24 protein-coding genes are annotated in these 25,892 nt (G+C 45.3%); 16 read left to right on the plus strand and 8 right to left on the minus strand.

Annotated features, from left to right (window positions below; translation table 11 throughout):
* Window positions 1-2: 2 nt before the first annotated feature.
* The 10 genes from murD (at window position 3) to lpxC (ending at window position 11,440) form a co-directional block, all read left to right on the plus strand.
* The gene (murD, locus tag ICN27_RS00990; protein WP_216268627.1) at window positions 3-1,622 is read left to right on the plus strand and encodes a UDP-N-acetylmuramoyl-L-alanine--D-glutamate ligase; all 1,620 of its coding nucleotides are present in this window, start codon (window positions 3-5) and stop codon (window positions 1,620-1,622) included.
* Complete coding sequence (ftsW, locus tag ICN27_RS00995; RefSeq protein WP_215328533.1) at window positions 1,619-2,890, plus strand: putative lipid II flippase FtsW; 1,272 nt, start codon at window positions 1,619-1,621, stop codon at window positions 2,888-2,890. Before murD ends, ftsW begins: the two co-directional genes overlap by 4 nt.
* Window positions 2,887-3,960: an undecaprenyldiphospho-muramoylpentapeptide beta-N-acetylglucosaminyltransferase gene (murG, locus tag ICN27_RS01000; RefSeq protein WP_216268628.1), complete on the plus strand. Its 1,074-nt coding sequence runs from the start codon at window positions 2,887-2,889 to the stop codon at window positions 3,958-3,960. The genes ftsW and murG overlap by 4 nt, the downstream gene beginning before the upstream one ends.
* On the plus strand, window positions 3,957-5,393 hold the full coding sequence (gene murC, locus ICN27_RS01005; protein WP_216268629.1) for a UDP-N-acetylmuramate--L-alanine ligase: 1,437 nt from the start codon (window positions 3,957-3,959) through the stop codon (window positions 5,391-5,393). Before murG ends, murC begins: the two co-directional genes overlap by 4 nt.
* Before the next feature lie 13 nt (window positions 5,394-5,406).
* Window positions 5,407-6,399: a D-alanine--D-alanine ligase gene (locus tag ICN27_RS01010; protein WP_255534989.1), complete on the plus strand. Its 993-nt coding sequence runs from the start codon at window positions 5,407-5,409 to the stop codon at window positions 6,397-6,399.
* Window positions 6,396-7,268: a cell division protein FtsQ/DivIB gene (locus ICN27_RS01015; RefSeq protein WP_216861212.1), complete on the plus strand. Its 873-nt coding sequence runs from the start codon at window positions 6,396-6,398 to the stop codon at window positions 7,266-7,268. The genes ICN27_RS01010 and ICN27_RS01015 overlap by 4 nt, the downstream gene beginning before the upstream one ends.
* A 2-nt stretch (window positions 7,269-7,270) precedes the next feature.
* A complete protein-coding gene (ftsA, locus tag ICN27_RS01020; protein ID WP_215308851.1) occupies window positions 7,271-8,500 on the plus strand; it encodes a cell division protein FtsA in 1,230 nt (409 codons plus the stop codon).
* 45 nt (window positions 8,501-8,545) lie between these two features.
* A complete protein-coding gene (gene ftsZ, locus ICN27_RS01025; RefSeq protein WP_216268631.1) occupies window positions 8,546-9,886 on the plus strand; it encodes a cell division protein FtsZ in 1,341 nt (446 codons plus the stop codon).
* A 111-nt stretch (window positions 9,887-9,997) separates the two neighbouring features.
* Window positions 9,998-10,498 (plus strand): peroxiredoxin, encoded by a 501-nt coding sequence (locus ICN27_RS01030; protein ID WP_215308853.1) that lies wholly within the window; start codon window positions 9,998-10,000, stop codon window positions 10,496-10,498.
* Window positions 10,499-10,525: 27 nt separating this feature from the next.
* Entirely contained in the window at window positions 10,526-11,440 is a 915-nt protein-coding gene (gene lpxC / locus ICN27_RS01035) for a UDP-3-O-acyl-N-acetylglucosamine deacetylase (RefSeq protein ID WP_215308854.1), read from the plus strand.
* A gap of 2 nt (window positions 11,441-11,442) precedes the next feature.
* Here lpxC and ICN27_RS01040 read toward each other — a convergent pair whose 3' ends face one another.
* Window positions 11,443-11,976 carry a hypothetical protein gene (locus ICN27_RS01040; RefSeq protein ID WP_255534918.1) on the minus strand — a complete coding sequence of 178 codons (534 nt, stop codon included), beginning with the start codon at window positions 11,974-11,976 and terminating at the stop codon, window positions 11,443-11,445.
* Window positions 11,977-12,000: 24 nt separating this feature from the next.
* On the opposite strand from ICN27_RS01040, the gene secA reads away from it, so the two are divergent.
* From secA to ICN27_RS01060, 4 genes are all read left to right on the plus strand, one after another.
* On the plus strand, window positions 12,001-14,766 hold the full coding sequence (gene secA, locus ICN27_RS01045; RefSeq protein ID WP_216268632.1) for a preprotein translocase subunit SecA: 2,766 nt from the start codon (window positions 12,001-12,003) through the stop codon (window positions 14,764-14,766).
* A 69-nt stretch (window positions 14,767-14,835) separates the two neighbouring features.
* Complete coding sequence (argJ, locus tag ICN27_RS01050; RefSeq protein ID WP_216268633.1) at window positions 14,836-16,071, plus strand: bifunctional glutamate N-acetyltransferase/amino-acid acetyltransferase ArgJ; 1,236 nt, start codon at window positions 14,836-14,838, stop codon at window positions 16,069-16,071.
* 11 nt (window positions 16,072-16,082) lie between these two features.
* Entirely contained in the window at window positions 16,083-16,943 is an 861-nt protein-coding gene (locus ICN27_RS01055) for an ATP-binding protein (RefSeq protein ID WP_215308857.1), read from the plus strand.
* A gap of 13 nt (window positions 16,944-16,956) precedes the next feature.
* Window positions 16,957-17,373: an NUDIX domain-containing protein gene (locus ICN27_RS01060; RefSeq protein ID WP_215308858.1), complete on the plus strand. Its 417-nt coding sequence runs from the start codon at window positions 16,957-16,959 to the stop codon at window positions 17,371-17,373.
* Here the strand turns inward: ICN27_RS01060 and zapD are convergent.
* The 6 genes from zapD to ICN27_RS01090 are packed head-to-tail and all read right to left on the minus strand — an operon-like array spanning window position 17,370 to window position 22,695.
* Window positions 17,370-18,122, minus strand: a complete 753-nt coding sequence (gene zapD, locus ICN27_RS01065; protein ID WP_215308859.1) for a cell division protein ZapD — start codon at window positions 18,120-18,122, stop codon at window positions 17,370-17,372. The genes ICN27_RS01060 and zapD overlap by 4 nt on opposite strands.
* 11 nt (window positions 18,123-18,133) lie before the next feature.
* On the minus strand, window positions 18,134-18,820 hold the full coding sequence (gene coaE, locus ICN27_RS01070; RefSeq protein WP_216861213.1) for a dephospho-CoA kinase: 687 nt from the start codon (window positions 18,818-18,820) through the stop codon (window positions 18,134-18,136).
* Window positions 18,775-19,275 (minus strand): prepilin peptidase, encoded by a 501-nt coding sequence (locus ICN27_RS01075; RefSeq protein ID WP_216268634.1) that lies wholly within the window; start codon window positions 19,273-19,275, stop codon window positions 18,775-18,777. The genes coaE and ICN27_RS01075 overlap by 46 nt, the downstream gene beginning before the upstream one ends.
* Window positions 19,275-20,333 (minus strand): type II secretion system F family protein, encoded by a 1,059-nt coding sequence (locus ICN27_RS01080; protein WP_216268635.1) that lies wholly within the window; start codon window positions 20,331-20,333, stop codon window positions 19,275-19,277. Before ICN27_RS01080 ends, ICN27_RS01075 begins: the two co-directional genes overlap by 1 nt.
* A gap of 5 nt (window positions 20,334-20,338) precedes the next feature.
* Window positions 20,339-21,409, minus strand: coding sequence for a GspE/PulE family protein (locus ICN27_RS01085; protein WP_216268636.1), 1,071 nt, complete (start codon window positions 21,407-21,409; stop codon window positions 20,339-20,341).
* Window positions 21,406-22,695 carry an HlyC/CorC family transporter gene (locus tag ICN27_RS01090; RefSeq protein WP_216268637.1) on the minus strand — a complete coding sequence of 430 codons (1,290 nt, stop codon included), beginning with the start codon at window positions 22,693-22,695 and terminating at the stop codon, window positions 21,406-21,408. Before ICN27_RS01090 ends, ICN27_RS01085 begins: the two co-directional genes overlap by 4 nt.
* A 117-nt stretch (window positions 22,696-22,812) precedes the next feature.
* Here ICN27_RS01090 and ICN27_RS01095 point away from each other — a divergent pair, with 117 nt between their 5' ends.
* Window positions 22,813-23,307 (plus strand): methylated-DNA--[protein]-cysteine S-methyltransferase, encoded by a 495-nt coding sequence (locus ICN27_RS01095; protein WP_215308872.1) that lies wholly within the window; start codon window positions 22,813-22,815, stop codon window positions 23,305-23,307.
* On the opposite strand, the gene ICN27_RS01100 is transcribed toward ICN27_RS01095, so the two are convergent.
* Complete coding sequence (locus ICN27_RS01100) at window positions 23,304-24,293, minus strand: phytoene/squalene synthase family protein (RefSeq protein WP_370624460.1); 990 nt, start codon at window positions 24,291-24,293, stop codon at window positions 23,304-23,306. The two genes, ICN27_RS01095 and ICN27_RS01100, sit on opposite strands and share 4 nt — an antisense overlap.
* 108 nt (window positions 24,294-24,401) lie before the next feature.
* Here ICN27_RS01100 and ICN27_RS01105 point away from each other — a divergent pair, with 108 nt between their 5' ends.
* Complete coding sequence (locus tag ICN27_RS01105) at window positions 24,402-25,835, plus strand: sodium:solute symporter family protein (protein ID WP_216268638.1); 1,434 nt, start codon at window positions 24,402-24,404, stop codon at window positions 25,833-25,835.
* Window positions 25,836-25,892 lie beyond the last annotated feature (57 nt).

The raw sequence follows: 25,892 nt of genomic DNA on the forward strand, positions 1-25,892 counted from the left end.
ATATGCATAACTTAGACCAAGCCTTCGCTAACCCTGCTCTCATCGCAGATGAGAATTATCAAGCACCCCAACATTTCTTAATCTTAGGATTGGGTGAATCTGGCTATGCTATGGCTAAGTGGTGTTTAAGGAATGCTGCAAAGGTCAGACTGGCCGATACGCGTGATCGTGAAAAGTTGAATGAGCAACAAAAAGCTTGGTTAGCGGATCTTAAATTTGCAGGGCTTCAAGAGGCTTATTTCGGACCTTTGGATGGCCTTAATGTAAAGAGTGTTGAAGTCATTGGAATTAGTCCTGGTTTATCGCCACTTCAAGAGCCAGTAGCTTCTTTCTTAGTTAAAGCGCAAGAATCTAATATTGATATTTGGGGAGAATTAGAATTCTTTGCCAGAGCCATTGCTGTAATGGATCGCATGGCCCAAGTTCAGCAGTCTCAATACAAGCCTGCTGTATTGGCTATCACTGGAACAAATGGAAAGACAACCACAACGGCCTTAACAGGTCAGTTGTGTGAACGAGCTGGTAAAAAAGTTGCTGTAGCTGGCAATATCAGTCCAGCAGCTCTAGATAAGTTGATGTCTTGTTTAGATGAGTCTGACCAAGTTGCCGACATGCCTGAGATATGGGTACTCGAGTTATCTAGCTTCCAGCTGGTTTACACGAGTAACTTCAATGCAACAGCAGCGACCGTATTAAACATTACGCAAGATCACTTGGATTGGCATGGTGATATGCAGGCTTATGTTGATGCAAAAGCCAATATCTTTGGACGGGACAGTATCTGCATCTTGAATCGCGATGATGCGCAGGTCATGAATCTGCTTACTGACGAGCAGAAATCCAATAAATCAGTCATTACTTTTGGTGCCGGCCGCCCTGATGAGCAGGGTGATTTTGGAATTGAACATGATCTACGTGCTGGTGGAATTGATTGGTTGGTCTGGGCTGAAGTTGATGAAGATCTCGAGCCACAACCGAAGCGTCGCCGTAAAGCAGTTGTTGTAGAGGATGAACCATTAAGACTCAAGCGTTTAATTCCAGCTGATGCTTTACGGATTCGCGGACGCCACAATGCTTTGAATGCGCTAGCTGCTTTAGCCTTAGCACGATCAGCTGGTTTACCAATGAATGCGCTTTTACATGGTTTACGTGATTACCATGGCGAGCCTCATCGTGTTCAAACTGTTTCAATTGTGTCGAATATTGAATATGTGGACGATAGCAAGGGCACTAACGTAGGAGCAACAGTAGCTGCTTTAAATGGCTTAAGCGCTAATGAGTCTGGCAAGCGTATTTGGTTGATTGCTGGTGGTGAGGGTAAGGGCCAAGACTTTGGCCCCTTGCGTGATCCTGCATTACGTTTTGTAAAAGGTGTTTTCCTGATTGGCAAAGATGCCCCAATCATTGCTCAAGCTTTAGGTGATTCAGTGCCATCTGTCATGAGCGAGACTCTGCAAAACGCAGTAGCACAAGCCGCAAAAGTAGCTCAGTCAGGCGATATTGTTTTGTTATCACCGGCTTGCGCTAGCTTTGATCAGTTCAGTGATTACGTTGCACGTGCTGAGGCGTTTATTGCTGAAGTCCAAGAATTGGGCATGCAATTCGAAGGAGCTAATGCATGAGTTTGAAGGAAAAACTTTTTCCTGAGAATCGTTTAGGTCTTGACCGCTTCTGGAATTTTTCCAGAGGTGGGATAGATAATTTCCGCAGTGGCTTGAGAGATGCGGTTTCTGGCGTTGAGCAAACGCGCTCACGCATGATGGACTATGACCAGCTTCTAGTTTGGGCGGTACTTTCTTTAGCCCTCATTGGTTTAGTTATGGTGTATTCAGCGTCCATTACTTTGGCAGATGGCCCTAAGTACGCAAATTACAGCAGCAATTTTTTCTTAATTCGACATTGCATTTCATTGGCAATTGCGATTGGTGTTGCTATTTGGGTATTTAAGATCCCAACTCACGTGTGGGATCGCTATTCCCCAATCATTTTTGGATTTACCGTCTTGTTATTAATTGCCGTACTTATTCCGGGCATTGGAAAAGGCGTAAACGGCGCCAAACGTTGGATTCCATTGGGTCTCATGAACTTCCAGCCATCCGAATTAATGAAGTTTGCTGCGGTGATATTTGCTGCAAGCTATACAGTTCAACGCCAAGAATATCTCCACTCATTTGTTAAAGGCATGCTACCAATGGGTATTGCTGTTGCCTTAGTTGGTGGCTTGCTGATGGCTGAACCAGATATGGGTGCGCTTGTCGTGATATCGCTCATTGCATTTGGAATTTTATTTTTAGGTGGGATCAACGCTAAATTATTTGGTGGATTGTTAGCAGTTGGAATATTAAGTGCAGTGACAATTATTGCCTTCTCGCCATTTCGTCAAAAGCGAATCATGGCTTTTATTGATCCTTGGCAAGTCGACAATGCAGCTAATAAAGGCTACCAGTTAACTCACTCTCTGATGGCATTTGGTCGAGGCGAATGGTTTGGTCTAGGCCTGGGCGGTAGTGTTGAAAAATTACATTACCTACCTGAGGCACATACCGACTTCATCATGGCAGTAATTGGTGAAGAGCTAGGATTTGTTGGTGTTGTAGTGATGATCTTCTTGTTCTACTGGATCGTGCGTCGTGCATTCTTGATTGGCCGTACTGCATTGCAATTGGATCGTAGTTTTGCAGGCCTTGCCGCTAAAGGTGTGGCGATATGGATTGGTTGGCAAGCATTTATCAATATGGGTGTGAACTTAGGTTTGCTTCCTACTAAAGGCTTGACACTTCCGCTCGTTAGTTATGGTGGCTCAGGAATCTTGATGAATGCCGTAGCTATCGCAATGCTACTTCGGATTGATTATGAAAACCGCATCTTAATGCGGGGTGGCAAGCTATGACCAAGCCATCCATCTTGATTATGGCCGGCGGTACTGGGGGACATATTTTCCCGGGGCTCGCTGTTGCCCAATACCTACGCATTTGTGGTTGGAATGTATCTTGGCTAGGTAATCAAGGCGGGATGGAGTTTCGCTTAGTAAAAGCTTGCGACTTCCCATTTGAGGCAGTTAACTTTGGTGGCTTGCGTGGTAAAGGCATCAAAGCGACATTGATGTTGCCATTTAATCTTGCAAGAGCCTTTATGCAGAGCTGGAAGATTATGCGTCGCATCAAGCCAAATGTAGTTTTAGGTATGGGTGGTTACATTACTTTCCCCGGTGGTCTAGTGACAAAGTTTTTGAAGACGCCACTCGTTCTGCATGAAGCCAACTCCGTTGCAGGAAGTGCCAATCGCGCTTTAGTCAAAATTGCTATGCGTACCTTGACTGGATTTCCAGATACGATGGCTCACGCTGAGTGGGTAGGAAATCCAATCCGTGAAGAATTTGAAACTGTAGGTGCGCCAGTAAAACGTTATGAAGAGCGTATCGGCCCACTGTCGATTTTGGTTGTGGGAGGAAGTCTAGGTGCCGCCGCCTTAAATGAAGTCATTCCAGCAGCCTTGGCATTAATGGATAAAGAGGCACGACCCCATGTAATTCACCAGGCAGGTGATAAGCATCTTGTAGATCTACAGCAGCGCTATACCAACTTAGGTGTTGCTGCTGATATTCGCCCTTTTATTGACGATATGCCAAGCGCTTACGCCCAAGCAGATCTAGTGATCTGTCGCTCTGGTGCAATGACCGTATCTGAGATCGCAGCTTGTGGTGTTGCATCTTGTTTGATTCCATTTCCATATGCAATTGATGACCATCAGGCTGCAAATGCACGATTTTTATCGGATGCAGATGCTGCTATTTTATTGCCACAGCAAGATCTCAATCCGCAGGATCTGGCATCTATGATTCAAAATTTTAGCCGCCAAGATTTACAGGCGATGGCTAAGCGTGCTCATGCTTTAGCTAAGCCCCATGCAACTCAGCGTGTGGCTGAAGTATGTGCAGACTGTGCAGGAGTGGGTATATGAAACATATCGTTCAGCAAATCCATTTTGTTGGTATCGGCGGAGCAGGCATGAGTGGTATTGCCGAAGTTTTGCTGAATCTGGGATATCAGGTATCTGGATCTGACTTAGCTGAAGGTGCTGTAACGAAGCGCCTAAAAGATTTGGGTGCAGTGATTCATATTGGGCATGACCCTAAAAATATTGGTACTGCAGAAGCGGTAGTCATTTCGACTGCAGTTGCAGGCAATAACCCCGAAGTATTAGCTGCTCGCGCAGCCAAGGTTCCCGTTATTCAGCGGGCTGTCATGCTCGGCGAGCTTATGCGTTTAAAGCAGGGTATTGCGATTGCAGGTACTCATGGCAAAACAACGACCACTAGTTTAGTTGCCTCAGTCTTGGCTGAGGGTGGTTTAGATCCAACCTTCGTTATTGGAGGTAAGTTAAATTCTGCAGGTGCAAACGCACGCTTAGGTCAGGGCGACTTTATTGTGGTGGAAGCTGATGAGTCTGATGCCTCCTTCTTGCAATTATTTCCTGCGATGGAAGTTGTTACGAATATTGATGCTGATCATATGGATACCTATCAACATGATATGGCCAGATTGAAGCAGGCTTTTGTGCAGTTTATTCAACGTATGCCTTTTTACGGTGTTGCTGTTCTGTGCATTGATGATGCCAATGTTCGCGATATTGTTCCCTTTGTGTCACAGCCAGTATTGCGCTACGGCTTGTCTGATGATGCAGATATTCGTGCAAGCAATGTACGGGCCATAGGTACTCGTATGCACTTTACGGTTGATCGTAAAACTGTACGTCGTCATGGCAATAAGCCAGGTCGTCTTGAGGTGCAATTAAATTTACCCGGTCTACACAATGTTCAAAATGCTTTAGCAGCAATTGGTATTGCAACGGAATTGGGTGTTAGCGATGAGGCTATTGTGAAGGCTTTATCTGAATTTAGTGGCGTTGGTCGTCGCTTCCAAAGGTATGGAGAAATTCCTTTGGCCTCTGGTGGAAGCTTCACATTAATAGATGATTACGGACACCATCCCGTTGAAATGGCCGCTACATTATCCGCAGCCCGTGGTGCTTATCCAGGCCGTCGTTTGGTATTGGCATTCCAGCCCCATCGCTTTACAAGAACTCGTGATTGCTTTGGTGAATTTGTGCAAGTACTCAAAAATTTTGATGCACTCGTGTTAACCGAAGTATATCCAGCTGGTGAGGCAAAGATTCCGGGTGCTGATGGTCAAAGTCTTATTAAGGCAGCACTCACAACCGATAAGGGTGTGAACAGTTCCTTGGATAGCGCAGCCGTTGCGTTTGCTTTAAACATTGCGGAAATGCCAGAAAAACTCAGCGTCTTATTGCGTGATGGCGATGTCTTAATCACGATGGGTGCAGGCTCTATCTCCGGCTTACCTCATGTATTAGCGGAGGCGAAACATGTCTAAACAAAATACGCAAATGCATTCGTGGGGCGAGCGTGTAAAGAGTGATCTCGTTCACTTGGATGTCAAGTCATTAGGTCGAGTAGGCGTTTTATTGGGTGGTCGCTCCGGTGAGCGAGAGATTTCCCTAATGTCAGGTAAGGGCGTATTGGAAGCCTTGCTCTCTAAGGGGGTTGATGCGCACCCATTTGATCCGGGATTACGTTGTCCAACTGAGTTAGCCCAAGAAAAATTTGACCGTGTATTTATTTCCTTACATGGACGTTACGGTGAAGATGGCACTATTCAAGGATTGCTCGAGCTATTAGGCTTACCTTATACCGGTAGTGGTGTACTAGCTTCTGCACTGGCAATTGACAAAATTGCGACCAAGCTGGTTTGGCTTAGTAGTGGTCTTTCAACTCCTGAATTTGAAGAGCTGAAAGCCGACAGCGACTGGAATGCTGTAGTGAAGCATTTGGGCTTGCCATTAATTGTGAAGCCCGCACATGAAGGCTCTTCACTAGGCTTAACTAAAGTGAAATCCGCTGAAGAATTGCCCGCTGCCTATAAGTTAGCCGCCGGAATGGATAAGAAGGTGATTGCTGAGACTTGTATTGTTGGCGATGAGTTGACTTGCCCGTTGGTTGGGTTTGGAGTAAATGCAGAAGCATTGCCTGTGATCAAAATCATTCCGCCGGAAGCTAACTATGATTTTCATAATAAGTATTTCTCTGATGAGACCAAATACCTATGCCCAACTGGACTTGCGCCAGAAGTAAATAAAGCAGTTCAAGAATTAGCGTTAGCTGCTTATCGTGCGCTTGGATGCAAAACGTGGGGTCGAGCTGATGTGATGCTCGATAAAAAAACTGATAAACCCTATCTCTTGGAGATGAATACCTCTCCAGGTATGACCTCGCATTCTTTGGTTCCTATGGCGGCAAAAGCGGCTGGTATTGAGTATGCCGAACTAGTTCTCTGGGTCATTAGCCAAACCTTAAATGTTAAAGGGATTGCGCAAGCATGAGTCGGATCGGCGCCTTCTTAAATGGTTGTGGTGAAGTATTTACTTCACTGGCCTCTCCGCTTTGGAATTATCCAGGGAGGATGCAAAAGCTGAGCCGTTTTTTGATGCGTTGTTTTGTAGTGATGGTTTTAGTTGGAATGTTGATGTGGTTGAGTCAGCGCCCAGTATTTGCATTGCGCCAAATAGTGATAGAGCCAGTGGCTGGCCAAACGCTCAAACATATTAATAAACCTGTTGTTAAGCAGCAGGTTTTAGAGACGGTCCAAGGTAACTTCTTTAGTGTGAGATTAGAGGATGTCAAGCGTGGCTTTGAGTCGATGCCTTGGGTGCGTCATGCAAACGTTCGAAGAGTTTGGCCTAATGGATTAATAGTCAGTATTGAAGAACAAAAGCCTTTTGGCACATGGGGCGGTACTGATAGTCATACCCTCATGAATACGCATGGCGAGCTTTTTGCTGGGCGCGTCTCTGATGTGGGAGATGGTATTTCTTTGGTTGATTTCTCAGGACCAGAAGATGCCAGCAAAGAAGTGATGCGCTTGTATGAAAGAGCGAACGCTTGGTTTAAGCCTTGGAGTACAGAAGTGAAAAGCTTAACTCTTTCTGATCGTTACGCTTGGCATGTCAAGCTGTCCAATGGCATGAAGGTGGAGTTTGGTCGGGATGAAGAGAATTCTGACAAAACATTGACTGAAGATCGTGTCGCACGTCTTTTTAAGTATTGGCCGCAGGTTCAAGAGAAGTGGGCTAACCGAGTAGATGCAATTGATCTGCGCTATGCAAATGGTTTTGCAGTGCATCTTGCTTCGGTCAGTTTGAAAAAAATTGAAGCAGATGGCAAAAAAGCGAGCAGAAGCAATGAGGAATGAGAATGAGTAAAGACAACCGCGATTTATTAGTCGGATTAGATATTGGAACATCCAAGGTGGTTGCTTTGGTTGCTGAGTTAGCCGCTGACGGCCAATTTAATGTCGTCGGCGTTGGTCAAACTGCATCTAAAGGTTTGAAGAAGGGTGTAGTTGTCAATATTGAAGCTACTGTTCAGTCTATTCAGAAAGCGCTTGAAGAAGCTGAAGTCATGGCCGATCGCCAGATTGTGCAAGTATTTACTGGTATTGCTGGAAACCATATTGTGAGTTTTAACTCCAGCGGTATGGTGGCGATACGCGATAAAGAAGTTAGTGCTGGCGATGTTGAGCGTGTTTTGGAAACTGCAAAAGCAATCAATATTCCAACGGATCAACAAATCCTTCATATCCTTGTTCAAGAATTCATTATTGATGGGCAGGAGGATGTGCGAGAGCCAATTGGTATGAGTGGTTTGCGCCTAGAGGTGAAGGTGCATATTGTTACTGGTGCCGTTAGTGCTGCGCAAAATATTGTGAAGTGTGTGCGTCGCTGTGGATTAGAAGTAAATGATCTCATTTTGCAGCCGCTTGCATCTAGCTTAGCCGTGTTAACAGAAGATGAAAAAGAGCTGGGCGTTGTCTTGGTGGATATTGGTGGCGGCACAACTGACATTGCTATCTATTGCCAAGGCTCCATTCGACATACTGCTGTGATTCCAATTGCGGGCGATCAAATTACTAATGACATTGCAATGGCATTGCGTACCCCGACTATTGATGCGGAAGATCTCAAGATTCAATATGGCATTGCTCGCCAGGATATGGCAGATCCAAGCACCATGATTGATGTCCCAGGCGTTGGTGATCGTGAGTCACGACCAATGTCAAAGCAAGCATTAGCTGCTGTGATCGAACCACGTGTTGAGGAGTTATTTACTTTAGTAAGGGGTGTAGTTCGTGATTCTGGTTATGAAGATATGGTGTCCTCAGGAATCGTGTTGACTGGTGGTACCTCTTTAATGCCGGGCATGGTTGAGCTTGCTGAGCAAGTGTTCTTGCGCCCAGCGCGTATCGGAACTCCTGAATACCGTGGCCACTTACATGAGGTTTTGCGTAGCCCCCGTTTTGCTACCAGCATTGGTTTATTGATGGAAGGCCAGGCGCAGTTGTTGCGTGGTCGTCGAGTATCGCAGTCAGGCGCCTTGCAAAGTGTGGTTACGCGCATGAAGGAATGGTTCGCAGGAAATTTTTAAGTTTTTCGTCGTCGTCAATGTAGTACTTATTACCTAGGAGGGTATATGGAATTTGAAATGTTAGATCAAGAAACAGCCGGTAAAACCATTATTAAAGTGGTTGGAGTTGGTGGGGCAGGTGGTAATGCAGTTCAGCACATGATTCGTCGCGGTGTTAATGGCGTAGAGTTTATTTGCATGAACACCGATGCTGGCGCTTTACAGCGTTCTGAGGCATCTGTGAATTTGCAACTAGGCTCTAGCGGACTCGGTGCTGGTGCAAAACCTGAAATCGGTGCAGCTTCCGCTGAAGAAGCGCGAGCCCGTATAGCAGATACATTGCAAGGTGCACACATGGTCTTCATCACTGCCGGTATGGGTGGTGGCACAGGTACTGGTGCAGCGCCAATCGTTGCTCAAGTTGCCAAAGAGATGGGTATTTTGACTGTCGGTGTGATTAGCAAGCCATTTGATTTTGAGGGCGTTAAGCGTCTTAAAGTTGCGGAGAATGGCGCTACCGAACTTGAAGCATATGTTGATTCATTGATCGTAGTTCTCAATGAAAAACTCTTTGAAGTCATGGGTGAAGATGCGGAGTTTGATAAGGCATTTGCATGTGCTGATGATGTATTGCATAACGCTGTTTCAGGTATTGCAGAAATCATTAACGTGCAAGGTTTGATCAACGTCGACTTTGAGGATGTCAAAACAGTAATGGGCGAACAGGGTAAGGCAATGATGGGAACTGCAACAGTTTCGGGCATGGACCGTGCACGCTTAGCCGCTGAAGCTGCAGTTGCTTCGCCACTACTCGAGGGAGTCGATTTATCTGGTGCGCGTGGTGTATTGGTTAATATTACTGCTAGCCGTTCATTGAAATTGTCTGAAACTCGCGAAGTAATGGCAGCAATTCGTGGTTATGCTGCAGATGATGCTACTGTGATTTTTGGTACTGTGTATGACGAGAGCTTAGGGGATGCATTGCGTGTCACAGTTGTTGCTACTGGCTTGAATAATCCACAAGCACGCCAACATCATCAACCAGAAGTGGTTTGGAGACAAGCTACTGGTACGCATGATGCGATGCCAACAATGGCTGACTTAAACAGCTTTGCCCCAGCAAGTGCTTCAGCAGCAATCAGTAGAGTGAATTTAGATTCAGCTCTGAGTACTAGTGCTGGTTTGGCAATGACAGGTGCAGGGAATGCGCCTTCGATAGCTGCTCAACCTACCTCTAGTGGTGTTGATTACAGTCAATATGATTTGCCACGTGTATTCCGTAGTTCTCGTGAAGTGACACCTGCTCCTGCATTGGGTGCTGATAGCTCTCCGCAGGCAAAAACCATGTTGGATAAAGGGGCTGATTACTACGAAATCCCAGCTTTTTTACGTAAGCAAGCAGACTAAACCACTGCTCAATACAATAGATCTTGCAGAATGCCAGCGCGACGCCCCTCCGGACGACGAATCCCGCGCTAGCGTTGGCATACTCATGACAACTATTTCATTGGAGACTTTATGATCGCAGTCGGACAAAAATTACCAAACGCTACTCTTTATGAGTTTTTAGATGAAGCTAGCGAGGGTTGCGCTATTGGACCAAACGCATTTGAAGTTGAAAAACTCACTGCCGGCAAAAAGATAGTGATCTTTGCATTACCTGGTGCATTCACGCCAACTTGTTCAGCAAAGCACGTTCCTAGCTATGTTGAGCACTTTGATGCAATCAAAGCAAAAGGCGTTGATGAAATTTGGTGTGTTTCTGTAAACGACCCATTCGTTATGGGTGCTTGGGGCCGAGACCAAAAGGTTGGCAAAAAGATTCGCATGCTGGGTGATGGCAGTGCTGAATTTACTAAGAAACTTGGCCTAGAGTTGGATTTGGTTGCCCGTGGTTTGGGTGTTCGTTCAGATCGCTACGCCATGATTGTTGAGGATGGTGTTGTGACAACCTTGAATCGCGAAGCGCCTGGTAAATTTGAAGTAAGCGATGCCGCTTCTATCTTGAAAAAGCTTTAATAAATCATCCCTGAATTTAGACAAACCATGATGAAGCAACGCACAATCGCCACCCCGATTAAAACCGTGGGGATTGGCTTGCACTCTGGACGTAAGGTGACTTTGTCTATTAAGCCTGCACCGGTAAATTCTGGAATTGTATTTGTACGTGTAGATACCCCAGAGCAATCGCTTATACCGGCCACTGCTCTGGCGGTTTGCGATACTCGCCTGGCCTCAGTAATACAAAAGGATGGCGTGCGTGTCTCCACTGTGGAGCATTTACTTTCAGCTTGTGCAGGCCTAGGACTTGATAATTTATTAATTGAGCTTGATGGCGAAGAAGTGCCCATCATGGATGGCAGCGCAGCATCATTTTTGTTCCTAATGGAATCCGCTGGTATAGCTGAGCAAGAAGCTTCTAGACAGTTTGTGGTGATTAAAAAACCTGTAGAAGTGAAAGAGGGCGACAAGCTTGCACGTCTAGAGCCTTTTTTTGGATTTAAGTTGGATTTCACCATTGACTTTAAGCATCCCGCAGTAGATAAAACTGGTCAACGTTTTGTGGTGGATTTTGCTGAGCATGCTTATCGTAGTGAGATTGGCCGTGCCAGAACCTTTGGTTTTGCTCACGAGGTTGAGGCCTTGCGAGAGATGGGTTTAGCGCGTGGTGGAAGCTTGGATAACGCAATTGTGCTCGATGAGCACCGTATTCTCAATAACGAAGAGTTACGTTATGAAGATGAGTTCGTGCGCCATAAAATCTTGGATGCCATTGGCGATCTGTATTTAGTTGGGCACCCGATTGTGGGTTCCTATGTTGCTGAAAAATCAGGACATGCCTTAAATAACGCGCTCTTGCGTAAACTTTTGGAAGATCCTAGCACTTATGAAATCAGCAGTTTCCCAGAAAACAAGGCTCCAGCAGCCTATTCCAAAGAGAGTCAACCCCTCTTTTTCTAGGTTTATTTAGGCTTGCTCTGTAGTAGGCGTTCAACTGCCTTATGTAGATCCGAATCAGGCGCTAATTTATTCAACAATGATTCCCAAGAAGCCCTTGCAACAGCATTAAAGCCCCTTGGTTTTTGGCTAGCCTGGAGACCCTCGCGAGGCTTGATTTCCCAGGTGGATGGCGCTGGCTTTAGACGCACCTTAATACTAGTGCAGACTACCCCTTTTTTAGCTAACTCATTGATTAGGCTAGGTAAAACTTGTTGAAGGCGAGTAGCAACACTTGCCCCGTTCACTAACAAAAAGAGTTCATTCTGACCACCTGAACGCCACCCAGCCTCAATTTTGGGCGCTAAATTTTCTAAATCTAGCTCGAATAGAGCAGCTTTTAGGGCAATTTTGAGTTTGGCCAAATCTTCAGTTTTAGCCAGAATTCCGCCCAAGCCCTCAGACTCGCGCAAATACTCCAACCACTCATGGGCGGCTTTCGTACGAATAGGTTTAGGGGCAAAGTTCATATAAAAAGAGGGTGCGGGTGATAAACTCAAGGTCTTAATTTACTTCAATATCCCATGGTAATCGGTCTTCTTAAAACCCTGGTTGGCAGTCGTAACGACCGCCTCTTAAAACAGTATCGCAAAGTAGTTGCCAAAGTTAGTGCTTTCGAGCCTAGCCTGCAAGCTTTGGGTGATGCCGCACTGCAAGCAAAAACTGCTGAGTTCAAATCACGTTTGGCTGCGGGCGAGTCATTAGATGATATTGCTCCAGAAGCTTTTGCAGTAGTTCGTGAGGCAAGCACAAGGGTAATGAAGATGCGCCATTTTGATGCGCAGATGATGGGTGGCCTCGCACTTCATCAAGGCAAGATTGCTGAAATGGGAACTGGTGAAGGCAAGACCTTAACTGCTACGCTTCCCGTCTATTTAAATGCTCTCACAGGCAAGGGTGTTCACGTCATTACAGTAAACGATTACTTAGCTCAGCGCGATGCCGAGTGGATGTCAACGCTCTATAACTTTCTAGGAATGAAGGTTGGCGTGAATCTATCGCAAATGGATCACGCTACTAAGCAAGAGGCTTATGCAGCTGATATTACCTACGGGACCAATAACGAATTTGGTTTTGATTACCTTCGTGACAATATGGTCCAAGACTTGGGTCAGCGCGTTCAGCGTGGTCTAGCTTATGCAATTGTTGACGAAGTAGACTCTATTTTGATTGATGAGGCGCGCACCCCATTGATCATTTCGGGGCAGGCTGAAGACCACACTGATTTATACATCAAGATCAATGCATTACCTGCTCACTTGGAGCGCCAAATCGGTGAAGAGAAAGCAGATGGCACTGGTGTTGAAAAGCCGGGCGACTACTGGGTTGATGAAAAGTCCCATCAAGTCTATTTAACAGAGCGCGGCCATGATAAGGCTGAGACAGTCTTAGTTGAGATTGGCGCCTTGAATGATGGCGACTCCTTATACGCCCCACAAAATATTACATTGATGCACCACGTTTACGCAGCTTTGCGTGCGCATACTCTTTACAACCGCGACCAGCAATATGTTGTTCAAAATAATGAAGTCATCATTGTTGATGAGTTCACTGGACGCTTAATGCAGGGTCGTCGTTGGTCTGATGGTTTGCATCAAGCTGTAGAGGCAAAAGAAGGCGTGCAGATTCAGAATGAGAATCAGACGCTAGCGACGATCACTTTCCAAAACTACTTCCGTATGTATGGCAAGTTGGCCGGTATGACTGGTACTGCCGATACTGAAGCTTATGAGTTCAAGGAAATCTACAGTCTTGAGACTGTAGTCATCCCTCCAAATCGTATTAGCCAAAGAAAAGATCGCCAAGATCAGATCTATAAGACATCGCGCGAGCGTTATGACGCAGTGATTAAGGATATTGAGGACTGTTACCAGCGTGGTCAGCCTGTCTTGGTGGGTACAACTTCGATTGAGAACTCAGAACTCATTGCAGGCTTGCTAGATCAGCGTCAACTACCCCATCAAGTCTTGAATGCGAAACAGCATGCTCGTGAAGCAGAGATCATTGCTCAAGCCGGTCGGCCTAAGATGATCACCATTGCTACCAATATGGCGGGCCGTGGAACAGATATCGTTTTGGGCGGCAATGTTGGTAAGCAATCATCCTTGATTGAGGCTGATGCCGCTCTTTCAGATGTAGAAAAATCAGCCAAGATTAAGACTTTGCAGGACGAATGGCAAAGCCTGCATGACAAAGTGTTAGTTGCTGGTGGTTTGCACATTATCGGTACGGAGCGCCATGAGAGTCGTCGTATCGATAATCAGCTTCGTGGTCGTGCTGGTCGTCAGGGTGACCCAGGCTCTTCCCGCTTCTATCTCTCTTTAGATGATTCGCTTTTACGTATTTTTGCTGGAGATCGTCTACGTGCAGTCATGGACCGTCTCAAGATGCCAGATGGCGAGCCGATTGAGGCAGGTATGGTGACTCGCTCTATCGAGTCCGCACAGCGCAAGGTTGAAGGTCGCAACTTTGATATTCGTAAGCAATTATTGGAATACGACGACGTTGCTAATGATCAACGTAAAGAAACTTATCGCCTCAGAAATGAAGTATTGGAAAGTAGCGATGTTGGAGATATGATTGCGAACTTGCGCGAAGATGTATTGCGTGGCATTTGCGCCCTATATATTCCTTTGGAGTCTATGGAAGAGCAGTGGGACTTAGTTGGTCTAGAGAATGCATTGGCCGGCGACTGGGGTTTAACAGTCGATCTGAAAAATTGGGTTGAAAATGCTACTTCTATGGACGATGAGCAAATTGTTAATCGTGTATTAGCAGTTGCAAAAGAAACTTATGACGCAAAAGTAGAGCTTTCTGGACGCACATCTTTCGCTGGGTTTGAGCGCTCGGTTTTGCTATACAGTTTAGATACCCATTGGCGTGAACACTTAGCTGCCTTAGACCATTTACGTCAAGGCATTCATTTGCGTGGCTATGCTCAGAAAGATCCAAAGCAGGAGTACCGTCGCGAAGCATTTGAGCTTTACGGTGAGTTGCTCAATGTTATCAAGAATGACGTTGTGAAAAGCATCATGACGGTGCAGATTCGTAGTGCCAGTGAGTTAGATGAGGCCTCCGAGTCAATTAATGAAGATTTAGCCAAACTCTCAGATGTCCAATATCAGCATGCCGATGCAGATATTGAGCTGGCAGGGTCGACAGGTGATCGTGGCGCAGCCATCGAAATTGCTCCAGCACCATTACGTGCTGGTCCTAAGGTGGGTCGCAATGATCCTTGCACCTGCGGAAGTGGTAAGAAGTACAAGAACTGCTGCGGCGCATTAAGCTAAACCGATTAGGATGAAAAAGAGCTGCTAGACTCCGCAGCTCAGCAATGCCTCATCTACAATTGTCGGATCATGACAGTTAACTTACCACTCCCCCAAAAAGACCAACTAAAACCTGTTAAAGGTTTTCAGATGGGCATCGCTGAAGCTGGAATCAAAAAAGCCAATCGTAAGGATCTATTGGTGATGACCTTAGTCCCTGGCTCACAAGTTGCTGGTGTTTTTACCTTAAACCGGTTCTGCGCTGCACCAGTTCAGGTTTGCCGAGAGCATTTGGCTTTGGATGGCGCTAAGGGCGAGATTCGGGCGCTGGTGGTGAATACGGGTAATGCCAATGCAGGAACGGGTGAGCGGGGCATGAAAGATGCCCTGGGAACTTGTGCCGAGTTAGCAAAAGAGCTCAAGCTCAACCCAGAACAGATTCTGCCTTTTTCAACTGGCGTGATTCTAGAGCCACTGCCAATTGATAAATTGATTTCTGCTTTACCGAAAGCAGTTGCCAATCTAGACGAAGACCATTGGTTTGATGCGGCAGAAGCGATCATGACAACGGATACACAGCCTAAGGCAACATCGATGATGGTGCAGACTCCAGCTGGCACTGTGACTATTACTGGTATCTGCAAGGGTGCGGGAATGATTCACCCGAATATGGCCACTATGTTGGGATTCATCGCAACTGATGTTGGTTTTGCACCGGGTCTACTTGCCGCCTTGACTCAGGAGGTTGCTGATCAATCATTTAACGCAATTACGATTGATGGCGATACCTCGACCAATGACTCATTCATCATCATGGCAACTAATCAATCGGCTGTACAGATTAAATCAAAGGATGATGTTGCTTATGGTGTAGTTCGGACTGCATTAATTGATCTTGCACGCAAGCTTGCTCAAATGATTGTGAGAGATGGTGAGGGCGCAACAAAATTTATTACGATTCATGTACAAGGTGGCAAGACTGAAGAGGAGTGTCGCTTAGTGGCGGAGGCAATCGCCCACTCACCTTTAGTAAAGACAGCCTTCTTTGCGAGTGATCCTAATTTAGGTCGTATCCTTGCTGCGATTGGCTATGCTGGCATAACTGATCTTGACGTGAACCAAGTGCAAATGTGGCTTGGAGATGTATGGGTTGCCAAGAATGGTGGCCGCAATCCTGATTATCAAGAGCTTGATGGTCAGAGGGTAATGCAGGCTCCAGAAATTACGGTCAAGATTGATCTAGGTCGCGGATCAGCGCAGCAGACAATGTGGACTTGTGATCTATCGCATGACTACGTTTCTATAAATGCTGATTACCGGTCATAGGAACTCGTTATATGAATGAAAAATTAGAGCAACTCTTAAGCCATCTTGAAACATTTTTGCCTAAGGCGCTGACCGAAGAGCAGTGGAAATCTTCAACTGCTTTTAGATGGCGTCGTCGCGATAGCATATTTGGCAGCATTGGATTTTTGCAGTCAGTAAAGCATGTCGCTGATATCTCTTTTGAAGATCTAAAAAATATCGATCGTCAACGTGATGCGATTCGTGACAATACGAAAAATTTTATTCAGAAGAAGCCTGCTAATAATATTTTGTTAACGGGCGCACGTGGTACAGGAAAGTCATCGCTTATTAAAGCCAGCTTACATGAGTTTGCTAGCCAGGGCTTGCGCTTAGTTGAGGTTGAAAAAGAGCATTTAGCAGACTTAGCTGATATCACGGATTTATTGGCCGATCGTCCAGAGCGCTTTATTGTTTTTTGTGATGATCTCTCATTTGAGGATGGCGAATCTGGTTATAAGGCGATGAAGTCTGCCTTGGATGGCTCTGTGTCAGCTCAAGTGGACAATATTTTAATTTATGCCACTTCTAACCGACGCCATCTTTTACCTGAATATATGAAGGACAACGAGGGTTATGTTCATGGCGATGACGGAGAAATTCATCCGGGTGAAGTCGTGGAAGAAAAAATTTCTCTATCAGAGCGTTTTGGCTTATGGCTCTCTTTCTATCCACCAAAACAAGACGAGTATTTAGAAATTGTCGCCCATTGGCTAGGCCATTTTGGTTTAAGTGATGCGCAAATTGAGGGCGCTAGAGCTGAGGCATTGGTTTGGGCCCTAGAGCGCGGTTCGCGTTCTGGTCGTGTAGCTTGGCAGTTTGCTAAGCACTGGGCTGGTTCACATACCGCTTAATCATTGATAATTCATGAGTGACGCTAATCGCCCTGTGACGGAAGTTGCCGCTGGAATTCTGTTGGATGCGGAAGGACGCTATCTTTTAGGTCAGCGCCCTGAGGGCAAGCCATATGCGGGTTACTGGGAAGTGCCGGGTGGAAAAATTGAAGCCGGTGAATCCGTTTTTACAGCCCTGAAACGTGAATTACAAGAAGAGCTTGGGATTGATATTGAGTCTAGCGAAGAGTTGCTTATCTTAGAGCATGACTATCCACATGCTTATGTACGTTTGCATGTCAACATCATTCGAAACTGGTCTGGTATACCCACAGGTTGTGAGGGTCAGGCGCTCTCTTGGCAGTTGCTTGGGGATGCGCATCCGACGGTAGAGCCTTTATTACCGGCTGCATGGCCCATGCTAGAAAAGCTCAAACAGCTCAAGATTTAGAGCTGGCAGAGGGTGATCCTAAAAGGTACATTCTCATTCATCGTCTGCGGCTTTTTATCTTGATCAATTTTCAGAAAACGAATTGAGAGCAGATATTTATTGGCGCTGATTTCTGAATAGAGAGAGTCATCTTCAACAGCAATGCGCATTAATTGATACACCTTGCCTGACGGCGCCTGTTGATAGGCACCTTGATGCGCTACAACATCTTTCGCCTCGCCAGATTGGCGAAGTAGTCTTAAGAAAATTTGACAAGCTTCATGCCATGGCAAAAGTGGTGCAACGTATTTTTCTAACAACTCCCTACGTTGAGTCGAAGAAGTATTTTTCCAAGCATGATAGCTAGGTAAATCAATCGGACTTGTTCCGCCTGGAATATTTAGCCTGGTCCGAATAGCATTAAGCCACTCACTCTCGGTAATTGCAGCATTAGGCTTACCCACAGACTGATTAATATTTTGCGCAGCTTTGTCAATTTCAGACAGCGTTTGTGTGAGCGCTTCTTGATCTACCTTTTGGGAGGACTTCAAGCCATTTAAGGCATATCTTTGGCGCTCAAATTCTTTAAGCAATAGGGACTTAATATCGCCTCTAGAACCAATATCTCCCAGGTCAAACAACATTGCAATCGCATTGTGGTGCAGCTCGGGGTCATCTGATCGGAGAAAGTGATTAAAACGGGCGAACAAATACTCAAGTCGAAGCATGCTTCGAACTAATTCATTGAAAGGGTATTCGTAGACAATCACAAGCCTATATTCTATGACGAACTTAAAGGTTCTTCTAAAATTTTGAGCAATTGTTGGTGCAGTTTTAAAACCGCTGGCTTGAGCTCATCTAAGCTACCGTGATTTTCAATAACAGCATTGGCTGTTGTGAGACGAGCATTTCGGCTAGTTTGTGCTTTGAGAATATTTTCTACTTCTGAGCGTGCCATATTGTTGCGGTGCATCACCCGTTGAATTTGGCTCTCTTCTGTGCAATCCACCACTACAAGATAGTCAATGAGCTTGATCCAAAATCCAGACTCAATTAGTAGGGGAACTACAAAAACAAGGTAGGGCACTCCGGACTTGGCTAGCTCCAGGGCTTGCTTAGCAGTTTCTGCCTGAATCAATGGGTGGGTGATTTGCTCTAAAACCTGACGGGCACTAGGATCTTCGAAGACTACAGCCCGCATTTTGGGTCGATTAAGAGCGCCTTGGGGATCAATAAAGTCAGCCCCGAAGGCCTTGGTAATTAATGGAATAGCTTTTCCGCCAGGGGCGGTGATTTGATGTGAAATCTTGTCTGTATCAATAATGCCGGCGCCGTACCCACCTAGCAAGTCACTAACTACAGTTTTTCCAGACCCAATGCCACCAGTTAAGCCAACGAGAGGAATTTTCCCTTTTAAGGCTTTTAGATCAGCTTGGGCAGAATCAAAGTTTGAATGAGTTGAGGCCATAACAACTCAATGATGCCAGCAATAGCTAAAAAGGGGCCAAAAGGAAATGCTTCCTGCAAATGATGCCTACGTAATTTAAGCCAAATGATGCCACCCAGTATCCCTGTAAGGGAGGCCATCAGTAGGATGCTAGGTAGGGCACTCCAGCCTAAGCAAGCACCCAGCGCCGCTAGGAGCTTGGCATCACCCATGCCAATACCATCTCGGTTTTTCAGGAGGCGATAGCCAGTATTTAATGCCCACAACAAACCATAGCCTAGAAATGCGCCAACAAATGCCGAGCTTGGACTGGTAAAGCGCAGGTCTGAGAATGCGTTAAAGGCAATGCCCAGAATGATCAAGGGGAAGGTGATTGCATTCGGTAGACGGAAAGTGCGCCAATCGATATAAGCTAAATACAGTAAAACCAGTATCAGCAGAGATTGAATTATCCAGATGCTCGCTTTGGGATCCACTAAACGATTTGTCCTAAATTAAAGATGGGTAGATATAAGATTATGACTAAGCCGCCAATGATGGCACCAACAAACAGAATCAATGCGGGCTCCAAGCTTTGACTGAGTGCATTGAGTCGGCCACTCAGTTGGGAGCCTAGAGTTGTGGCGCGCTTATTTAACATTTCAGCCAATGCGCCACTTTCAGCACCAATGTGAAGTAGTAGTAGCGTCTCTACATCAAGAATTCTTGACTTGGGATCGGCTCGCTTGAGTGATTCCCCCAAGGGCCAGCCACGAGTGAGGTGTTTAAATACCTCGGCACTGAAGTCATGGCTGACCCAGTGATTGGAGGACTCTGCGGTAACTCTGAGCGCATCTGGGAGTGGTAAGCCAGTTTCTAAAAGATGTCCTAAAGTTCGACACCAATGACTTAGTGTCGCTAGCCTAAACAAGCCGCCAAAAAATGGAATGCGCAACAAGAGGGCATCACAATATTTTTGGAGTGAGCTTGATTTGAGCCAGACGTATACAAAGCCTGTGGCGATAAAGAAAATACTCAGCAATAGTTCTACAAAGTAATTTTGAATACCTGTGGAAATGAAGATGAGGATTCTGGTTGGCGCTGGTAGCTCAGCCTGAAAATGCCCAAAGACCTCTTTAAATACAGGTACAACCCAAATCATCATCACCAGGACAAGTAGAAAAGATGTTACTAAAGTAATGATGGGATACGTTAGTGACTGTTGTACTTTTCTTCGCAACTCAATCTGAGCTTCCAGTTGTTGTGAAATTGTGCGTAGCGCTAGGCCTAGATCACCTGTTCTCTCGCTGACTCTGATGAGGTTAGAAAACTCTGGGGAAAATTTTCCATCTTGGGTACTCAGGCAAAAAGAAAAACTATTCCCCTTTTGAAGAAGGGTACGAACATCTTCTAGCCAAGCCTGCCAGGATTTTGGTGCAGACTGAATTAATAGCTCGATAGCATTGAGCAAGGGAAGTCCAGCCTGAAGAAGGGCGAGCATCTGCTCTGCAAAATGGAGTTGCTCAGACTTGCTGAGTTTGCTCTTGAAAAGCATTTAGACTAATGCCAAGTGCCAAGTTCGGCATCTAGCGATATCTGATCTATTAAGCCGGACTTTATTAATTGCATTCCTGCTGAGTGGATATCTAGAGCTTTAGCTGACTCAAACAACTGTTTTTCTCCTAAGACCTCATGAATGCCAATACGACCAAAGTAGCCAGATCCCTTACAAAGCTTACAAGGCAACTCATTTTGAATGAGATTGCAATGATTGCAGCGTTTACGAATTAATCTTTGAGAGCTGACGCAAACAAGGCAAGATTCAATAGATTCTTGATCTATACCGAGGGTTTTGAGTCGGGTTAAAGCGCCAATGGCATTGCGTGTATGAAGTGTACTTAAAACCAAATGCCCTGTTTGTGCCGCTTGAATAGCAAGCTGTGCGCTGGCTGCATCCCGTATTTCACCAATCATGATGACATCCGGATCTTGGCGCAAGAGTGCGCGAATAATAGTTGGAAAATCAAGCCCTGCTTTTGGGTGATAGGCCACTTGATTTATTCCGGGTAGCCTGATTTCAATAGGATCTTCAACCGAGCAAATATTGCGTTGCACGTGATTCAATGAGCTCAAACAGCTGTACAAGGTTCGTGTCTTACCGCTTCCAGTAGGTCCCGTTACCAGAATCAATCCATTAGTTTGGCTAATCGCCTCTTGGACTATTCCTAGCTGCTCCGGGAGTAAGCCGATTTGATCTAAGGCTAAATCTTCTAAGCAGCTAGGCAAAATACGTACTACTGCTTTTTCACCATGCAAGGTGGGAAGAATAGATACTCGGCAATCAATATTGGGTTTGCTAAAGTTATAGCCAATCACAAGACGCCCATCTTGAGGTAGACGTTTTTCTGCAATATCAAGACGCGCCAATATTTTGATGCGCGTAATTAGACGTTCATGAAAATCAATAGGGTATTGGTTTTGTAGGGTGAGAAGGCCATCTATTCTCATACGTACTACAGTTTCTTGAGATCTCGCCTCAATATGAATATCCGTAGCACGATTATTTAATGCATCAACAGCGATGTCATGCCAGGTTCGAATGATGTGGGAGTCATGCAGTAGGTCACTCAATCTTGGTTCGGCTGAGCAAGGGGTTGGTATAGCTTCACTGTTTTCACGCCATGCTCATCAAACTGTACGATTTCCATCACCACGCCAGCAATTCGAATGCTGACATCGTAATCAGGAATGGCTTCGAGCTTTTCTAGGATAAGCCCATTTAGGGTGCGCGGCCCATCGAGCGGGAGATCCAATTTCAGAAGACGATTTAAATCTCGTAATGAGGCAGTGCCGCTAGCAAGGTAAGTGCCATCGGTAAGCCAATGAGGATCATGAGAAAGATTAGAAAAAGAGGTGGTGAACTCACCAATAAGTTCTTCAACAATATCTTCAAAAGTGACTAGACCTAGGACTTCGCCATATTCATTTACTACTAAGCTTAAGCGTTGTTGGTTATCTTGAAAAAATTGCATCTGCTGTAGAACGGGCGTACCACTAGGAATGAAATAGGGCTCATTGAGTAGGGATCTGAAGTCTTCATGATGAAGTTCTGCATTACCTAGTAATGAGAGTGCTTTTTTCACAGATAGAATTCCAACGATGCGCTCAGAGTCACTATCGCATACTGGAAGTTTGTTGTGATAGCAGGTTTCTAATTGCTCGATCACCTCCTCAATAGGGCGAGAAAGATCAAGTACTTCGATTTTGGAGCGCGGCGTCATCACATCATCAACCAAAATATTTTCAAGATTGAAAAGATTTAACAAAATATTGCGATGATGTGCAGAAACAAATCGATTGGATTCTAGAACTAAGCTACGTAATTCTTCTTTACTCATGACCCCGTTATCAGTCGATGCTTGTAATCCTGAAACCTTCATCAATCCCGATACAAAGCTATTAATGAACCAGAGTAGTGGCTTGAGTACAAAAGTGAGGGGCAGAATGAACCAGCCAACATTACTTGCAATTTTTTCTGGAAAAGCAGCACCTATTACTTTCGGAGTGATTTCGCTAAAAATAATGATGAGTAGTGCAACAACCAATGTAGCAATAGATAACACTAGGCCGCTATCACCAAAAATATGTAAAGCAATACCAGTGACTAAAATTGGTAGGATGGTATTGATGAGGTTATTGGATATCAGTAATACTGAAAGCAGTGAATCCATCCGCTTTAATAGTCGTTCGGCAAGCGCAGCTCCAGCATTACCACCCTGAGCCATAGCCCGCAGGCGATGACGATTGGATGAAAGCATGCTGGTTTCGGCCATAGAAAAGAAACCAGATAGTGCGAGTAAGAATAGGACTAATGCGACTTGGCCAATAAAAGGCCAATCATCAAAAAAAGTGTCCATCAGTTATGCCTGCAAAGAATAAGGAACAACCAATATAGCAAAGTGCTATTTCACTAGCTATAGCTATATCGGAATCCCGTATGAATTTATCCGTCAATCTGTGTCAGAATCTTCTGCATGTCTACCCTTGGATCAGTCGAGTATTGCGTTATATCCGCCCCTTTTGGGCGTTTAGGCGTGCAAACAGAGTTAGTGGATGGGAGTTTGATGATCTCAAAAATCGATTACCTCCCTCCAGAAGCTGCCTTGATTCCGCCGGGAAATGCGTTGGCGAGAGCTTTCTCAAAGCAGTGCGCTCAGTACTTTAATAATGCTTTATCCATATTTGATGTTCCGCTCAAGCCTGCCGGAACTGCTCATCAGCAAAAAGTTTGGAATGCCACTCTAGGTATTGGGGTGGGAAAGACAATCACCTATGGTGAGATTGCAAAACAGATTAAAAGTGGGCCTCGTGCAGTTGGGACTGCTTGCGGCGCCAATCCTTACCCTTTAGTTACCCCATGCCATAGAGTAGTTTCTGCGCAAGGTCTTGGGGGTTTTATGAAAGAAGATAGCCCAGGTTTTTATCGCCAGATCAAAATTTGGCTCTTAAAGCATGAGGGCGCGCTCTAACAATTCTTTGCCGAGAGTTTTCTGAGTTGCTGAGATGCTGCGTAAAAGAATGATTTCATCAGGAGTGCATTCCCGGCTGCAATCTTTGTGAAGGTATAGAAAATCCAAACGGAATTTCTAGAAAGTTTTACCTCAGACTGATTGCTAAATTCTTTTCCACGCGCAATTTTTTCTAGCGTCATGACCGCAAGCCCAAAGGCTAGGAAGCAGAAGCGTCTCATGCCAATTTCATTCTCTGGAAGCAAAATAATGTAGCTCATGGAGTTTTGAAGTTTTTCGTAGGCAAGCTTTAGGAGCTCTAATTGGCTCATCTGCGCTGGTTTCCAAGAGACGCCACGTGCATGATCTGCTGGTGAGTCTTTCAGAATATTGGTCATTTGCAAGGCTTGACCAAAAGCGATGGCTAACTGCTCATGACCTTGAATACGTTTTGCAAACTCCGGGGAATAATGACTAAAGATGTCTGTCAGCAACTCTCCCACTACGCCAGCTACTACATAGCAATACTCTTCAAATTCTGCGAGGTCTTTTAGTCCTGCTTGCGTTTGTCGATTATGAAAATGGGACATACCATCAGACATAATCGAAACACAACGGTTAATGGCCGCCTGATCCTTATCTGGGAAAGTATGCAGAATGCGCAGAACAGTAGGGGTGTGCCTAATTAAATCTAGCTCATCAACATTGGAGTAGTCCTTTAGAGCATCCAGACAAGGACCTAGAAATGACGCTACTGGAATAGTCCCTAGCGTTGCCTCCAAAAATAGCTTAGATAAGCGCTGCTTTTCTGCTGGAACGAGCTCAGCGGCATCTTCGATCGTGTCAACAATGCGGCACAGTAAGTAGGTGTTGCCAACTACTGCTTCAATCGCTGGCGGCAAGAGAGGGATTGTGAGCGCAAAAGTGCGTGATACAGAACCCAAAATCGCTTTTTGATAGGCTAAATCACTATCGGGGTTCTCTTTAGGGTGCATGGCGGAATTCACCCCTGAATTATGTCAGACCAGCATGCCCAAATTTAGCCCCAGTTGGTTAAATGGCATAAGTAACAAAGCCATATAATTTGTGCAAATTCCAGGAGGAGAAATTAGGCGATGTTGATTTGGTTTGTCATCATCTATTGGGTGGTTTCTGTAGGTATTGGCCTATGGGCTGCGCTACGAGTCAAAAACACTGCTGACTTTGCTGCAGCGGGTCATAGCCTTCCTTTACCTATTGTTACCGCCACCGTATTTGCTACTTGGTTTGGCTCCGAGGCAGTTTTAGGTATTCCTGCAACCTTCTTAAAAGAGGGTTTAGGGGGAATCGTATCTGACCCCTTTGGCTCATCTTTATGCCTCATATTAGTGGGCCTGTTTTTTGCTCGTCACCTCTATAACCGTCGCATGCTCACTATTGGTGATTTCTTTAGAGAGAAATACGGTCGTACCGTTGAAGTACTGGTTACGCTTTGCATTGTAATTTCATATTTAGGGTGGGTTTCAGCTCAAATTAAAGCTCTCGGACTAGTTTTTAATGTAGTTTCCGACGGCAGTGTTACGCAAACTGCTGGCATGTTAATTGGTGCTGGAAGTGTGCTGATTTATACATTGTTTGGTGGTATGTGGTCGGTAGCTATAACCGATTTCATTCAAATGATCATTATTGTGGTGGGCATGCTCTACATTGGTGGGGAGATGACAACCCAAGCGGGTGGGGTGGGTATAGTTTTTGATCATGCGCTTGCAGCGGGCCAATTTTCTAATTTTTGGCCTGATATGAACCTAGCCTCCATTCTGGGTTTTACTGCTGCTTTGTGCACCATGATGCTAGGTTCCATTCCGCAGCAAGATGTCTTTCAGCGGATTACCTCATCTAAGAACGTCAATATTGCCGTTCAGGCTGCCTTGTTAGGTGGGGTCTTGTATTTCGTATTTGCCTTTGTGCCGCTATACCTAGCTTATTCAGCAACCATTATTAGCCCTGATTTGGTAAAGCAGTACATAGATGCTGATCCACAAATGATTTTGCCTAAACTCATTCTGAATCATGCTCCACTGATTGCGCAGGTGATGTTTTTTGGCGCCTTGCTATCGGCAATTAAGAGTTGTGCCAGTGCGACTTTGTTAGCACCCTCTGTCACTTTCGCTGAAAATATCATGCGGGGTTTTTATAAGCACTTATCTGATCGAGACTTGCTGAAGATTATGCGAATCACCGTTCTATGCTTCACAGTGGCGGTAACCTTTTTTGCAATTAATTCAGAGCTATCTATTTTTAAGATGGTTGAAAATGCCTACAAGATCACGCTAGTAGCGGCTTTTGTGCCCTTGGCATTTGGTGTGCATTGGTCAAGAGCAAATTCTTTGGGCGGATTGTTGGCTGTTTTAGGGGGTTTAGCGACTTGGATTAGTTGTGAAATCATGGCCCCGACAGCAATCCTGCCCCCTCAATTGGCTGGTCTTTTAGTCAGTATTGCCGGCATGCTATTGGGCGGATTGATAGCAAGGCCGGGGCCAATAGTAAGCTCAGGCGCATTGGATAAGTAGGACCTCAATATTTTATTGCACCCCTAAATGTTCTCCTCTAATATGAGATTAATTCAA

It is taken from the genome of Polynucleobacter sp. Nonnen-W13, from assembly GCF_018881735.1.
Taxonomy (GTDB): Bacteria; Pseudomonadota; Gammaproteobacteria; order Burkholderiales; family Burkholderiaceae; genus Polynucleobacter.

Bases quoted from the DNA above. Each gene is read 5' to 3' on its own strand.
- ICN27_RS01030 (WP_215308853.1), top strand. From the start codon at position 9,998: ATGATCGCAGTCGGACAAAAATTACCAAACGCTACTCTTTATGAGTTT.
- ICN27_RS01055 (WP_215308857.1), top strand. From the start codon at position 16,083: ATGAATGAAAAATTAGAGCAACTCTTAAGCCATCTTGAAACATTTTTG.
- coaE (WP_216861213.1), bottom strand. From the start codon at position 18,820: ATGGCCTCAACTCATTCAAACTTTGATTCTGCCCAAGCTGATCTAAAA.
- murG (WP_216268628.1), top strand. From the start codon at position 2,887: ATGACCAAGCCATCCATCTTGATTATGGCCGGCGGTACTGGGGGACAT.
- ICN27_RS01090 (WP_216268637.1), bottom strand. From the start codon at position 22,695: ATGGACACTTTTTTTGATGATTGGCCTTTTATTGGCCAAGTCGCATTA.
- murC (WP_216268629.1), top strand. From the start codon at position 3,957: ATGAAACATATCGTTCAGCAAATCCATTTTGTTGGTATCGGCGGAGCA.
- ICN27_RS01105 (WP_216268638.1), top strand. From the start codon at position 24,402: ATGTTGATTTGGTTTGTCATCATCTATTGGGTGGTTTCTGTAGGTATT.
- secA (WP_216268632.1), top strand. From the start codon at position 12,001: ATGGTAATCGGTCTTCTTAAAACCCTGGTTGGCAGTCGTAACGACCGC.
- ICN27_RS01015 (WP_216861212.1), top strand. From the start codon at position 6,396: ATGAGTCGGATCGGCGCCTTCTTAAATGGTTGTGGTGAAGTATTTACT.
- ICN27_RS01060 (WP_215308858.1), top strand. From the start codon at position 16,957: ATGAGTGACGCTAATCGCCCTGTGACGGAAGTTGCCGCTGGAATTCTG.
- lpxC (WP_215308854.1), top strand. From the start codon at position 10,526: ATGATGAAGCAACGCACAATCGCCACCCCGATTAAAACCGTGGGGATT.
- ftsA (WP_215308851.1), top strand. From the start codon at position 7,271: ATGAGTAAAGACAACCGCGATTTATTAGTCGGATTAGATATTGGAACA.
- ftsZ (WP_216268631.1), top strand. From the start codon at position 8,546: ATGGAATTTGAAATGTTAGATCAAGAAACAGCCGGTAAAACCATTATT.
- ICN27_RS01010 (WP_255534989.1), top strand. From the start codon at position 5,407: ATGCATTCGTGGGGCGAGCGTGTAAAGAGTGATCTCGTTCACTTGGAT.
- ICN27_RS01080 (WP_216268635.1), bottom strand. From the start codon at position 20,333: ATGCTTTTCAAGAGCAAACTCAGCAAGTCTGAGCAACTCCATTTTGCA.
- argJ (WP_216268633.1), top strand. From the start codon at position 14,836: ATGACAGTTAACTTACCACTCCCCCAAAAAGACCAACTAAAACCTGTT.
- ftsW (WP_215328533.1), top strand. From the start codon at position 1,619: ATGAGTTTGAAGGAAAAACTTTTTCCTGAGAATCGTTTAGGTCTTGAC.
- murD (WP_216268627.1), top strand. From the start codon at position 3: ATGCATAACTTAGACCAAGCCTTCGCTAACCCTGCTCTCATCGCAGAT.
- ICN27_RS01095 (WP_215308872.1), top strand. From the start codon at position 22,813: ATGTCTACCCTTGGATCAGTCGAGTATTGCGTTATATCCGCCCCTTTT.